The sequence below is a fragment of the Cryobacterium sp. Y29 genome (assembly GCF_002929825.1).
GTDB lineage: Bacteria > Actinomycetota > Actinomycetes > Actinomycetales > Microbacteriaceae > Cryobacterium.
Window position 1 is genome coordinate 54295 of sequence record NZ_PJJN01000036.1, and the last position, 12287, is coordinate 66581.

At 66.3% G+C, this 12287-nt stretch carries 13 protein-coding genes; 2 read left to right on the plus strand and 11 right to left on the minus strand.

The genetic code is table 11. The annotated features are described in order from the left end of the window. Nucleotides 1-10: 10 nt before the first annotated feature. The 3 genes from CXY74_RS13420 to CXY74_RS17610 all read right to left on the minus strand — a co-directional run bounded on the left by CXY74_RS13420 (nt 11) and on the right by CXY74_RS17610 (nt 2252). The gene (locus CXY74_RS13420) at nt 11-1042 is read right to left on the minus strand and encodes a tyrosine recombinase XerC (RefSeq protein ID WP_104200894.1); all 1032 of its coding nucleotides are present in this window, start codon (nt 1040-1042) and stop codon (nt 11-13) included. A 60-nt stretch (nt 1043-1102) separates the two neighbouring features. Next, a complete protein-coding gene (locus tag CXY74_RS13425) occupies nt 1103-2020 on the minus strand; it encodes a phosphodiesterase (RefSeq protein WP_104200895.1) in 918 nt (305 codons plus the stop codon). An 88-nt stretch (nt 2021-2108) separates the two neighbouring features. Then, nucleotides 2109-2252 (minus strand): hypothetical protein, encoded by a 144-nt coding sequence (locus CXY74_RS17610; protein ID WP_158252370.1) that lies wholly within the window; start codon nt 2250-2252, stop codon nt 2109-2111. A gap of 120 nt (nt 2253-2372) precedes the next feature. Between CXY74_RS17610 and CXY74_RS13430 the strand changes: the two genes are divergently transcribed. Next, on the plus strand, nt 2373-3851 hold the full coding sequence (locus CXY74_RS13430) for a pyridoxal-dependent decarboxylase (RefSeq protein WP_104201145.1): 1479 nt from the start codon (nt 2373-2375) through the stop codon (nt 3849-3851). A 14-nt stretch (nt 3852-3865) separates the two neighbouring features. Here CXY74_RS13430 and dprA read toward each other — a convergent pair whose 3' ends face one another. The 4 genes from dprA to CXY74_RS13450 form a co-directional block, all read right to left on the minus strand. Then, nucleotides 3866-5185, minus strand: a complete 1320-nt coding sequence (gene dprA / locus CXY74_RS13435; protein WP_104200896.1) for a DNA-processing protein DprA — start codon at nt 5183-5185, stop codon at nt 3866-3868. Further along, nucleotides 5182-6717 carry a YifB family Mg chelatase-like AAA ATPase gene (locus CXY74_RS13440; protein ID WP_104200897.1) on the minus strand — a complete coding sequence of 512 codons (1536 nt, stop codon included), beginning with the start codon at nt 6715-6717 and terminating at the stop codon, nt 5182-5184. The genes dprA and CXY74_RS13440 overlap by 4 nt, the downstream gene beginning before the upstream one ends. Next, nucleotides 6717-7115: a YraN family protein gene (locus tag CXY74_RS13445; RefSeq protein ID WP_370446153.1), complete on the minus strand. Its 399-nt coding sequence runs from the start codon at nt 7113-7115 to the stop codon at nt 6717-6719. The genes CXY74_RS13440 and CXY74_RS13445 overlap by 1 nt, the downstream gene beginning before the upstream one ends. Before the next feature lie 94 nt (nt 7116-7209). Further along, on the minus strand, nt 7210-8349 hold the full coding sequence (locus CXY74_RS13450) for an alcohol dehydrogenase catalytic domain-containing protein (RefSeq protein ID WP_233193396.1): 1140 nt from the start codon (nt 8347-8349) through the stop codon (nt 7210-7212). 39 nt (nt 8350-8388) lie between these two features. Between CXY74_RS13450 and CXY74_RS13455 the strand changes: the two genes are divergently transcribed. Next, nucleotides 8389-8832 carry a nitroreductase family deazaflavin-dependent oxidoreductase gene (locus CXY74_RS13455; protein ID WP_104200898.1) on the plus strand — a complete coding sequence of 148 codons (444 nt, stop codon included), beginning with the start codon at nt 8389-8391 and terminating at the stop codon, nt 8830-8832. Between the two features lie 73 nt (nt 8833-8905). Here CXY74_RS13455 and CXY74_RS13460 read toward each other — a convergent pair whose 3' ends face one another. The 4 genes from CXY74_RS13460 to lepB all read right to left on the minus strand — a co-directional run bounded on the left by CXY74_RS13460 (nt 8906) and on the right by lepB (nt 12218). Continuing rightward, nucleotides 8906-10390, minus strand: coding sequence for a glyceraldehyde-3-phosphate dehydrogenase (locus CXY74_RS13460; RefSeq protein WP_104200899.1), 1485 nt, complete (start codon nt 10388-10390; stop codon nt 8906-8908). A gap of 65 nt (nt 10391-10455) precedes the next feature. Then, complete coding sequence (locus CXY74_RS13465; RefSeq protein WP_104197699.1) at nt 10456-10779, minus strand: DUF2469 domain-containing protein; 324 nt, start codon at nt 10777-10779, stop codon at nt 10456-10458. Between the two features lie 12 nt (nt 10780-10791). Then, nucleotides 10792-11436 carry a ribonuclease HII gene (locus CXY74_RS13470; protein ID WP_104200900.1) on the minus strand — a complete coding sequence of 215 codons (645 nt, stop codon included), beginning with the start codon at nt 11434-11436 and terminating at the stop codon, nt 10792-10794. After that, the gene (gene lepB, locus CXY74_RS13475; RefSeq protein WP_104200901.1) at nt 11436-12218 is read right to left on the minus strand and encodes a signal peptidase I; all 783 of its coding nucleotides are present in this window, start codon (nt 12216-12218) and stop codon (nt 11436-11438) included. The genes CXY74_RS13470 and lepB overlap by 1 nt, the downstream gene beginning before the upstream one ends. Between the last annotated feature and the right edge of the window lie 69 nt (nt 12219-12287).

The window sequence follows — 12287 nt, forward strand, 5'->3', positions numbered from 1 at the left end:
CTCGACCGGGTCACGCGCGGGGGTGGGCGAGCCCGTAGCTGGTTTTCAGACGTTCCGCCGACACATGGGTATAGATCTGGGTGGTACCGAGACTGACATGCCCGAGAAGTTCCTGCACGGCGCGCAGGTCGGCTCCACCGTCGAGCAAATGGGTGGCCGCGGTGTGGCGCAGGGCGTGCGGTCCGGCTGGACCGGTGCCGGGGACCGCGGCGAGCAGTGCGGCTACGAGGCGGTAGACGCCGCGCACGCCAAGGCGCTGGCCCCGGCGGCCGAGGAACAGCGCCGTGGTGTTGTTCGACGCATCGGTGCTGTTCGACGCATCGGTGTCGTTCGACGCGTTGGCGACTGGCGCTGCGACGTCGGGCGCTGCGAGGTGTGATCGAGCTGCCGGCGCTGACGCGGTTTTCACGGTGCCTGCCGAGACTGCAGCGCCTAGGTCCCGCCCCTGACGCAAGTAGTCGACGAGGGCGCGCTTCGCCGGAACACCGAACGGAACCACGCGTTCCTTCGCCCCCTTACCGGTGACCCGCACGGTCAACCGTTCCAGGTCCATATCGGCGAGATCAAGGCCGACGAGCTCGGAGACTCGCAGCGCCGAGGCGTAGAGCAGCTCGACGATGGCGAGATCACGCAGCGCGAGTGCCTCTCCCCCGGCGGCTCGGGCCGCCAGGAGTTCGAGCAGTTCGCTCATCTGGGTCTGGGCGATCACGCGCGGCAACGTTCGCCCCGGTTTCGGCGAGCGCAGGCGGGCCGCCGGGTCCGTGACGAAATCGTCACTGCGCGCGAGCCAGGCAGTGAAGCTGCGCGCCGACGCCGACCGGCGGGCCAACGTGGCCCGGGCCAGGCCGGCCTGGGTTGCGACCCAGAGCCATTCCCGCAGGAGTTCGAGACTCAACTCAGCGGATGTCGTCACCCCCCGGCCGCCAGCGAAGCCGGCCAATTGGTTCAGGTCGGTGCGATAGGCACGCACCGTGTGTGCGGAATAGCCACGCTCGGCGCTGAGATAACGCAGAAACTCGTCGATGTCGTCGCTCACATGCATGGGCTCAGTTGTTCTTGCTCATGGTGTCGCACTCTTGCTCATGGTTTCGCGCCGCCGCCGTCATGATTGCCGCGAAAAGGCGTGCCGGCGGTCTTCAGGTGAGAGGGCAGCCAGTTCACCGACATAGTCGGCGGAAAACTGCGTGACAGCGGCGTAATCGCCGATCGGCAGCTGAGAATGCGTAATCTGGTCGGCGTAGACGTGCACAAGGTTCAGTGTCTGACCGCCGTTCACCCCGGTCATTTCGCGATCGGGGGCACTCAAATCCATCGTGTAACAGGTAGCCGCCGCCACCGACACGGGGATGCCGGCGAACACGCCCTGGGTGGAATAGTGCAGGTGCCCGGCGAGAATTGCCCGCACATCGCTGCCGGCCAGAACGGCAGCCAGTCGCGGCTGGTCCTGCAGCTCGAGCACGCTCATCAGCGGCAGCGGTGTGGGAATCGGTGGGTGGTGCAGTGCCAGGATCGACCCGCGCCGCGCTGGCGTGCTCAGAACCTTGCGCAGCCACTCCAGCTGGGCATCGGCCACCTCACCGTGGTGATAGCCAGGAACACTCGTGTCGAGCGCAATGATTCGCAGGCCGTCGAGGTCGTGCAGCTGGTCGACGGGGTTCTGGGCGACGCTGTGTTGATCGTCGAGTGCCTCGCCGAGGAGTTCGGAACGAAACGATTTGCGCTGGTCATGGTTGCCCATCACCCAGATTATGGCGGCATCCCACTGGGCGGCGGCGGCCTCCACGATGCCGCGAATGCGGCGGTAGGCATCCGCTTCCCCCCGATCGGCCACATCGCCGGTGAGAATGAGGGCATTGGGCCGGATCCCTGAGCGATGCAGCTGCTCGAGGGCGCGGTGCACGGTGTGGTCGGTATCGACCACACCGTAGAGCGCCGCGCCATTCGCTAGAAAATGGGTGTCACTCAAGTGCACCAAAATCTGCTCGGCGGGCGCGTACTGGCCCAGCTGCACGACTGCCATGGATCACCTCTCGTCGAGTCTTCAGACTACGGGCACCCACCGACACTGTGCCGTCGTTGGAATTAGTGATACCCCCTTTCACTGCAGGCTAACTCACGTTCGCAGCGCTCAGAGCCCTCATCGCGGCAGCCGCGAGCGCCGCCGGAGCTCCAGTCAGTACAACCGCACCGACGATGAGAACGGTGAGTGCGAAGCCGAGGCTTCTCTGTTGGCCGGATACTGGTGCGCTCATGACATCTACTTCTCTGGATATTCAGACAATCGAAGGGGAGGGCAATTGTCGATACTGCGGGTCACAGTAGCGTTGCCGCTCACCAGCGACAAGGGCAGACCGGCGGGCTATCATGGCGCCATGTCTGCCCAGCCGGACGCCTACACCGAGGCTCTTCACCGCGCACTGCTGCACGCCCATGCCTGGCTTGCGTCACTACCCTCTCGCCCAATCGGCCCCCGTGTCGACGCCGATACCCTCGCCGCCCTCTCGGCCGGCCCGTTACCCTTGTCGTCGTGCGCTGCGGCCGACGTGATCGATGAACTCGCCGCCTTCGCCGAACCGGGACTCATGGCGATGCCATCCGGCCGGTTCTTCGGGTGGGTCATTGGGGGAACTTTGCCCGCCGCCCTCGCCGCCGACTGGCTGGTGACCGCGTGGGACCAGAACGCCGGAATGCGCTTCGCCACTCCCGCGGCCGCCGTGCTCGAGGAGATTGCCGCCGGCTGGCTTCTCGATCTGCTGGGGCTGCCGCCGGGAGCGGATGTCGGATTCACCACGGGCGCGACGATGGCCAATTTTGTCGGCCTCGCCGCGGCACGGCAGTGGGTTCTGGAGCGGGCCGGATGGGACCTGGACCGGGACGGCCTGGCCGGGTCGCCGCGCGTGCGGGTTTTCGTGGGGGCGGAGCGTCACGACGTCATCGATCTCGTATTGCGCTACCTCGGCCTCGGCGCACCCATCGTCGTCGACGTCGACCAGCAAGGACGATTGCGGCCAGACTCTCTGGCCGGGTTACTGTACGCCGGTTCCGGCCCGGCCATCGTCTGCCTGCAGGCTGGCAATCTGCATTCCGGAGCATCGGACCCGATGGGTATGGCGATCGACGTGGCGCACCGGCACGGAGCCTGGGTGCATGTCGATGGAGCGTTCGGCCTCTGGGCGGCAGCCAGCCCGCGCTTCCGTGACCAGGTGACCGGCCTGGACAACGCTGATTCCTGGGCGACGGACGCCCATAAGACACTCAATGTGCCCTACGACTGCGGTGTGTCGATCGTGTCCCGGCCCGAAGTCGTGCGCAGAGTATTCGGCGTGCACACCAGCTATCTGATGGCGGCCGACGGTATTCCCGGCGATCTAGGTCCCGGTGACCCGTTCGAGAAGGTGCCCGAGCTGTCCCGACGGGCCAGGGGGGTTCCGGTCTGGGCGGCGCTCCGCTCGCTCGGCCGTATCGGCACGATCGCGCTGGTGGACGGTCTCGCAGCGAATGCGCGGAACCTCGCCGACGGCCTGCGTTTATTGCCGGGGGTTGAAGTGCTCAACGAGGTGGTGTTCACCCAGGTGTGCGTGAGTTTCGGCAGCGATGAACGCACCCGGCGGGTGACACAGCAGCTCATTACCGACAGTTCAGCCTGGATGTCGGGGTCGCGCTGGCACGACCGGGATATTCTGCGCATCTCGGTGAGCAACTGGTCGACGGATGCCGCCGATGTCGCGCTCTCCCTAGCTGCGGTGGCGCGGGCCTGCGCTGTCGTTGACACTGCCAATCTCGAAGTCGAAGATGTACGCCGTGCGGCCACATCCCGGCACCCTGACCGCGTGACCCACGATCGAGACTGACCCCACCCCGTGATTTACAGCCGGCGCACCCAGCCGGCCTCCCGCTCCTGGGCGGCCCCGTCGAGATCGAGGCCGCCGAGGGCGCCGCGCACGGCCGACGTCGAGAGCCCGGCACGGCGTGACAAATCGGCAACCGTGCGCGGCGAGCGACCGCTCAGGGCGTCGAACACGCGCACCTGATCGCTCGTGCGGGGTATCGGGCCCGGGCCGGCATCAGTGTTGGAAAAGTCCAGGGGCACCTGGATCGACCGCTCACCAACCAGCTCGGCCATCTCGGTCGGGTTGGTCACGCACACCGCGGCGAATTCGCGAATGAGGCGATGGCAGCCAGCCGAGGTGGGGCTCGTGATCGGCCCGGGCACGGCGCCGAGCGGCCGACCCAGCGCCGACGCGTGCCCGGCGGTGTTGAGCGAGCCCGACCGCCAGCCCGCTTCCAACACGATCGTTGCTGCACTCGCTGCGGCGATCAATCTGTTTCTTTGCAGAAAGCGCCATTTCGTGGGGGCCGCTCCGCAGGGCAGCTCGGAGAGAACGGCCCCAGCGGCCACGATGCGGGTGAGCAGGGAGTCGTGGCCACTCGGGTAGAACCGGTCGACTCCCCCGGCAAGAAAAGCCACGGTAATGCCGTCACTGGCCAGTGCCGCGCGGTGGGCCATTCCATCGATCCCGTAGGCGGCCCCGGACACCACGGCAAAACCACGGTCGACGAGCCCGGCCGAGGCCTCCATGGCGATGTGCTCGCCATAGCCGGTGGCCGCCCGGGCCCCGACCAGAGCGATCGAGTTGGGCAGCGCGGCCAGCGCGCCGGGTACCCCGCGCCACCACAGTGCCAATGGCGCATGCTGCTCCAGGTCATCGATCGCCGCGGGCCAGAGGGTGTCCGTGGCCAGCAGGAGCCGGGCGTCGATACGGGCCGCCTGCTGCAGCGAGCGGATGACATCCCCCGAGTTGAGCCGCGGCCGCCAGCGTTGGAGACCGGCGTCGAGGGCCTGTTCCAGCTCGGCGCTCGTGTCGGCATCCACTTCGGAGGTATCGGAGCTGGGACTCGTGGCGAAGACGACATCAGGCGCGCCCGGCTCATTGGCCAACACGTCGCGTACGAGCGCACCGATGCGCACGGGGCTCCATGCCTCGAGGATGGCTGTCAGGGCCACACTCGCGCCGAGGCTGGCCACGAGCAGGCCGGCCGTGCCGTCACCGGGTTCGGCGATGCCCGACCAGGCAGCGCGGGCGAATACCTCGCCGGCCATTGCTTCGGTGTCGACCGAAATGCCACCGCGCACGCCTGCGGTGAGCTCGCTTACCCGGATCTCGTCGAGGCCGAACAGCGTCATGATGTCATTCCTTTGCGTAGGTAGAGGGCGTGACCAATTTGGTCGGGGCCGGGAATGGTGAGGCCGTCGTAGTCGGCCAGGGTCCAGGCGATGCGTAGAACCCGGTCGTAGCCGCGCATCGTGATTCCGCCGCGTTCGAGCGCCCGGTCGAGTCCTGCGGTGGTGCTCGTAGCCAGTCGAGTCGATGCGCCGCGGAGCCACGAACCCGGAACCTGGGAGTTCAGGGTCCAGGGGGTGCTGCCGAGCCGCTCGGCCGCCGCCGCACGGGCGGCGACCACACGCTTTCGGGCGGTGACGCTCGTCATCCGCTGCGTGCCGGTGGCGACGCGCAGCTGTGCGGCGGTGATGCGCTTGACGTTGAGCTGAATATCGATGCGGTCCAGCAGCGGCCCGGAGATGCGAGCAAGGTAACGGCGGCGTGTGTTGGGAGGGCACGAGCAACCGAGGTCTCCCGCACCGTACTGCCCGCAGGGGCAGGGGTTTGCTGCCATCACCAGCTGAAACCGGGCCGGAAAATGGGCGACGGCGTTGGCGCGGTGAATGCTGATCCAGCCGGATTCCAGGGGCTGGCGCAGGGCGTCGAGCACCGGGGACGCGAATTCGGGGGCCTCATCGAGAAAGAGAACGCCGTGCGAGGCCTGCGACGCGGCCCCCGGCCGAATCTGTCCCTTGCCACCGCCGACCATGGCCGCAGCGGTCGCCGTGTGATGTGGCGCCTCCCACGGCGGTCGGGTGATCAGGGCTCCGCCTAATCCGAGGCCGCTGAGCGAGCGGAGGGAGCTGACCTCCAGGGAGCTCGCTGGGTCGAGGTCGGGTAGCAGTCCGGGCAGCCGGGCCGCGAGCATGGTCTTTCCGGCTCCGGGCGGGCCGAGCAGAAACACGTGGTGCCCGCCCGCGGCGGCTATCTGTAGGGCCAGAATGGCGTCGTCGTTGCCGATCACGTCTGCCAGATCGGGTTCGGCGGCCAGGCTGGCTGGCACGGTCGCTGCCAGAATGGGCTCAACCGGTATCGGCGGCAGTGTGGCGCCGTGGAAGATCGCCGCGTCACGCAATGATGCGACACCGATGACGTGAATATTGGGCACGAGTCGTGCTTCAGCCTCGTTGCCGATCGGCACCATCACCGTTGTGTGCCCGAGGCGAGCCGCGGTCATCACACCCGGAAGAATGCCCAGCGTCGGCCGGAGCCTACCGTCGAGGGCGAGCTCGCCGAAATGCACGACCTGACCGACCGATTTACTGGAAACGGTGCTATCGGCGGCGAGGCAAGCCAGGGCAATCGCGAGGTCGAAGCTGGCGCCGTGCTTGGGCAACGCGGCAGGCGACAGATTGATGGTGAGGCGGTGGACGGTGAGCGGGCATCCACTGTTGGTGGCCGCAGCACGCACCCGCTGGGTAGCCTGTGCGAGTGCCGCATCGGGCAGCCCGATCAAGATCATGCCGGGCAGTTGCGCCGAGATGTCGGCCTCGACCTCGACGAGTGCCCCGGTCAGTCCAAGCAGCGCTACGGCGTGGGTGCGGGCGATGCCCATCAGAACACGCCCTCGAGGTGTTCGATGACCGGTTCGCGGCCGACCGGGGCGATCACCGCGATGACGTCGAGCCGGATCTGGCGCGGCCAACGCTCGGCCTGTACGCACCAGGCGGCGGCAAGGCGGCGCATCCGGGCCAGCTTTTTCACGGTGATGGCCTCAAACGGATGTCCGAAGCTCACGCTGCTGCGCGTCTTCACCTCGACGAACACAACAGCAGCGCCCTGTTGCACGACGAGGTCGATCTCCCCCTCTGAGCAGCGCCAATTGCGGGTCAGGATCGTGTAGCCCGCGCCCTGAAGAAAGCGTGCGGCCTGATCTTCGCCGAGTTTGCCGAGTTCGTCTTTGCGCGCCACGAGTGCCTCCGAGAACCAGAGTGACCGGTCGGGCACGGCCACGGCCGGACCGTCGCCGCATTGGTGGACAACGGCGCGCCCCCGGCGGCTGTGGAGGACGCTATGGGGAACTCTGCGGGGAACTCTGCGGAGGACGCTACTCGGCGTGCATGACGAACAGGCGGCGCACGACTTCGCCGGCCACTAGGGCGTCGAGGCTCTCATTGAGGTCGCTGAGCGGTCGGGTGTCGGTGTGCAGCAGCTCGACGGGCAGCCGGCCGTCGCGCCACAGCTGCAGGTACGCCGGAATATCGCGGCTTGGAACCGAGTCGCCCATGTAGGAGCCGAGCAGCCGCCGCCCCATCCCAGCGAACTGCAGCGCCGGCGTGGTGATGGCCTGTTCGGGGTGTGGCAAACCGACCGAGACGAGGGCGCCGCCCCGGGTGAGGAGGGTGAGGCTTGCCTCCATCACCCGGGCGCTGCCGACCGCCTCGATGGCGAGGTCGACGCCGTCGCCCGCGTGTTGGCGCACGAGCTCGGCCGCCTGGTCGGGCGACCCGGCGTGGTGGGCACCGCAGCGGAGGGCCAGCGCCCGTTTATCGGGCAGCGGGTCGATCGCGATGACGGTGGTACCAGCCACCTGGGCGGCGGCCATGACGGCCATCAGGCCGACCGCGCCGAGTCCGAACACGATCACCGACTGGCCGGGAGCGAGGGCGCCGGTGTTGAGCACGGCGCCGATGCCGGTGAGAGCCGCACAGCCGAACAGGGCGGCGATATCGAAGGGGACATCCGAGTCGACAGCGACGACGGATTCGCGGGCCACGACGGCGTACTGGGAGAAAGCGGAGACGCCGAGGTGGTGGTTGATCCGCTCCCCGTCGGCGCTCGCCAGCACGGCCGGGCCGTGCAGCAGGTCGCCGCTTCCGTTGGCCTCGGCGCCGCGGTGACAGAGTGCGGGACGTCCGGCCACACAGGCTCGGCAGTTGCCGCAGCTCGGCACGAAGACGAGCACGACCCGGTCGCCGACGGCCAGATCGTCCACGCCGTCACCGAGGGCGCTCACTGTGCCGGCAGCCTCGTGTCCGAGCGCCATCGGCAGGGGCCGAATGCGTGAGCCGTCAATGACCGAGAGGTCGGAGTGACACAGACTCGCGCGCTCGATGCGCACGAGCACCTCGCCGGCGCGGGGCGCAGGCACCGGAACCTGCTCGAGCGTGAGCGGGCGGCTATCGGCGTAGGGGCGCGTAGAACCGGATTCGCGAAGGATCGCGGTGAGCATCGTTGCTGGAATCATTCTTCCAACCTAACGCCCGCCAAGGCGTACGCTGGGCGTATGAAAATGCGCGACCGGGTGACCGACTTCGGCATGCGAACGATGAACGGTGTGCACCGCATGGTGCTGAGACTGTCGGGCGGACGCCTCGGCTGGACCATCGGCGCCATGCAGACGGTCGAACTGCACACGACCGGCCGAAGTAGCGGGCAGCGTCGGTCGACGCTGCTGACGGCGCCCGTGCACGAGGACGGAAAGTACGTGCTCGTCGCGTCGAAGGGCGGTGACCACCGGCATCCGTTCTGGTACCTCAACCTCGTCGCCGAGCCCGCCGTGGACCTGACCATTCGGGGCGTGACGCGCCCGTTTCGGGCTCGCACCGCGTCATCCGCTGAGAAAGCCGAGCTGTGGCCGCGCATTGTAACGGCCTACGCCGGTTACGGTGCCTACCAAGGCAAAACCGACCGCGATATCCCCGTGGTCATCTGCGAACCGCGCGTCTAATCGTGGACGGGGCCCGGAACACGGGCCCAGTTTATAAACTGGGCCCGTGGACGGGGCCCGGGCCCCGTCCAGATCACACCGGTTCGGCGACCGGCTCGGGGTTTTCGGCGGCGAGGATGGCCGGGAAGGCGGGCGCGTGCACGCCGGACATCGCTTCGAGCACTCGGATGACCTGGCAGCTGTAGCCGTATTCGTTGTCATACCACACGTACAGCACGGCCTTCTGGTCGGTGACGATGGTGGCCAGCCCGTCGACGATCCCGGCACGACGGGAGCCGAGGAAGTCGGTCGAGACCACCTCGGGCGAGTCGATGTAATCGATCTGGCGGTGCAGCGAGGAGTGCAGCGACATGGTGCGGAGGTACGAGTTGAGCTCGTCCTTATCGGTCGCGAGGGTGAGGTTGAGGTTGAGGATGGCCATCGACACGTCGGGGGTGGGTACGCGGATCGCGTTGCCGGTGAGTTTGCCGGCGAGTTCGGGCAGGGCCTTGGCAACGGCCTTGGCCGCGCCGGTCTCGGTGATGACCATGTTGAGCGCAGCCGAACGGCCTCGGCGATCGCCAGAGTGGAAATTATCGATGAGGTTCTGATCGTTGGTGAACGAGTGCACCGTTTCGACGTGACCGTCGATGATGCCATAGCGGTCGTTGATGGCTTTGAGCACCGGAGTGATCGCGTTCGTGGTGCAGGACGCCGCGGTGATAATCCGGTCGCTCGGCAGAATGTCCGTGTGGTTGATGCCGTGCACGATGTTCTTCAGCGCGCCCTTGCCCGGCGCGGTCAAGAGAACCCGGGCAATGCCGGGGCACGTGAGGTGCTGCGACAGGCCTTCTTCGTCGCGCCACTTGCCCGTGTTGTCGACAACGATGGCGTCGTGGATGCCATACCGCGTGTAATCGACACTGGACGGGTCAGCGGAGTAGATCACCTGGATGAGCGTGCCATTGGCGAGGATGGTGTCATTCTCCTCGTCAATGGTGATCGTGCCCTCGAACGGGCCGTGCACCGAGTCGCGGCGCAGCAGACTGGCACGTTTCATCAGGTCGTTGGCGGAACCGCGGCGCACGACGATCGCACGCAGGCGCAAGCCCTGGCCGCCGCCGCCATGTTCGATCAGGATGCGGGCAAGCAGCCGGCCGATGCGACCGAAGCCGTAGAGCACGACGTCGGTACTGGTGCGATCGTCGAGTCCGTGCTGGCCGACGACGTCGGCGAGTTCACCGCGCAGGTATTCCTCCAGGGTGACGCGCCCGTTTTGTTCCCGAAAGCCGAGGGCGAGCCGGGCGAGGTCGATCGACGCTGCTCCGAGGTTGAGGCCGTCGATGGTCTGCAGAATCGGCAGGGTCTCTTCGAGCGGAAGCTCGACATCCGCTATATGGCGGGCGAACCGGTGTGCTTTGAGCAGGCCGACGACCGACTTGTTGACCAGGCCGCGGCCGTAGACGCTCGTCACGACGGTGTGGTCCCGGTAGAGGCGCCCGATCAGGGGAATCATCGCCTCAGCGAGAGCCTCGCGATTACTCCACGTTGCACGGGCACGATCAGCGTCCTGGATCACAGGGTTGCCTTTCTAAACCATCGTTGGTTAGTTAGTCCGGCCACCCGAGGCCCCGGAGTCATTGCTTATTCGTCGAGTGCAAGTTCCTTGGGAAGTTCAAAGTCTTTCGACGCGAGTTCTTCCACGTTGACGTCCTTGAAGGTCAGCACGCGCACCGATTTCACGAATCGGTCCGAGCGGTAGACGTCCCAGACCCAGACGTCCTTCATGGTCAGTTCGAAGTAGAAATCGTGTTCCGTGTCACGGCGAACCAAGTCGACCTCGTTGGCGAGATAGAAGCGGCGTTCGGTTTCGACGACGTACTGGAATTGGCCAACCACGTCTCGATATTCCCGGTACAGGGCCAACTCGACCTCGCGGTCGTAGTCCTCGATTTCGTCTTCTTCCATGGTGATCTCATCTTACGCTGCGATTTTGAGCCACGATTTGCGATGTAAGGGGCTCGGCCCGAGCAGCTCGATCGCGCTCATGTGCGCGGCGCTGCCATAACCTTTGTTCGAGGCCCAGCCGTACCCGGGCGCGTCGTCGTGCGCGGCGATCATGAGGCGGTCGCGGTGCACCTTGGCGATAACGGATGCCGCCGCCACCGACCCGCAGTCCCGGTCGGCTTTGATCCGCGTCACGACTCTCAACGGGGTGGCCAGCGCCTTATTCAGCCAGTCATCGCTGCCGTCGAGCAAGACGATGCTGCCGGCCACATCGACACCCTGCGCATATAGCTCGGCCAACGCACGCTTACCGGCCAGCCCGAGGCAAGCGATGATTCCCAACTCATCGACCTCGGCCGCCGAGGCGAGGCCAACGGCCGAGTATGTCGCCCAGGCAACGGCGAGCGGTGCGAGCAGTTCCCGGCGCGGTTCGCTGAGCATCTTCGAGTCGCGAAGTCCCGCGGGCATGGTCAGAACGGATGCGTTCACCGCGGCGAATCCGACAGCCACCGGTCCGGCGAGGGCGCCGCGACCCACTTCGTCACAGCCGATCACAAAGCGTGCGCCGGTGCGCAGCAGGTCGAACTCCACCTCGAGGGTGGGGTCGGACACGGCCACTACTCGGAGCCTTTGTCGGCTTGCTCCACCTCGCGGAACACGTCGGGGTAGTCGTCGAGCCACGCCCAGTGCGCCAGCGGCCAGCTCACGACGAGCGCGCGACCGACGACGTTGTCGACCGGGACGTACCCCTTACCGACCGTGTCACCGTTGTAGCGGGAGTCTTTGGAGTTGTAACGGTTGTCGCCCATCATCCAGAGTGAGCCCCCCGGGATGGTGACATCGAAGTCATCCTTGGAGACCTTGGTTTCACCGGCCGGCAACAACACATAAGCGGATTCGTCCAGCGGAACATCGTTGAGGCTCATCTGGCCGAGGGCGTTGCAGCAGACGACGTGGTCGCCGGGTAGTCCGATCACCCGTTTGATCAGGTGGTCGTTGCTGTCGGGCGCGGACAGGCCCACGACAGACAGGAGCCAGTCAGCGCCGGCGACGATCGGATTTTGCACGATCTCCGCCTGCGGCAGCAGCCATCCGCCCGGGTCTTTGAACACGATGACGTCGCCACGGGAGATCGGGATCACCTCAGGTTCGAGCTGATTCACGATGATGCGGTCATCGACCTGCAGGGTGTTCATCATCGACCCGGAGGGGATGTAGAACGACCGGATCAGAAATGTCTTGATCAAAAACGAGATGAGCAATGCCACCACGAAAATGATGAGGAGGTCGCGGATGAACAGCAGGACGCTGCGCTTTTTGCTGGGCGCCGTCGTGCTTCGAGATTTCTTCGACCCTGATACCCGACGATCGGACCTGGAGGCGAGCACTTCATCTGTCATTTAACCGCCTGAGCTCCCCATCAGTTTAGGTGATGGGGAGCTCAGAAGAATCCGCTTGGATCTTGGGGA